The organism is Halomonas sp. ATBC28, from assembly GCF_005937175.1.
Classification (GTDB): domain Bacteria; phylum Pseudomonadota; class Gammaproteobacteria; order Pseudomonadales; family Halomonadaceae; genus Vreelandella; species Vreelandella titanicae.
Window position 1 is genome coordinate 1 of record NZ_VCQL01000209.1, and the last position, 388, is coordinate 388.

The following is a 388-nucleotide window of genomic DNA, read 5'->3' on the forward strand; positions in this document are numbered from 1 at the left end:
GGTCAGGCCCATGCGGTGGAGCATGTCGCGCATGTTGCGGGCGATGATGTCGCGCTTCTCGGGCGGGTAGAACCGGGCTCCGTCGAGGGCCGCCTCCAGGCTGCCGAACAGGGACATAAGGGCCTCGCGGCTGGCCGGCGGCGCCAGCAGCTCGCCCGAGAACGGCAGAACCGCCCGCCCGCTGGCCTGCCGCCAGGCGTAGCCGACCAGCAGCACCGCCTGAGCCAGGTTCAGCGACGGGAAGTCCGGCGACACCGGGAACGTGATGATGGCGTCGGCCAGCGACACCTCTTCGTTGGTGAGCCCGACCCGCTCGCGGCCGAACATCACCGCGACGCGCTGCCCCTGCCGGGCGACCACCTCGCCCATGGCGTCCTCGGGGGCGAGG

1 protein-coding gene is annotated in these 388 nt (G+C 72.4%); it reads right to left on the reverse strand.

The window, feature by feature from the left end; all coding sequences use genetic code 11:
* Positions 1-369, reverse strand: a 369-nt coding sequence (locus E0L35_RS26090; protein ID WP_283241559.1) for a TrmH family RNA methyltransferase, incomplete at its 3' end; no start/stop codon positions are given.
* Positions 370-388 lie beyond the last annotated feature (19 nt).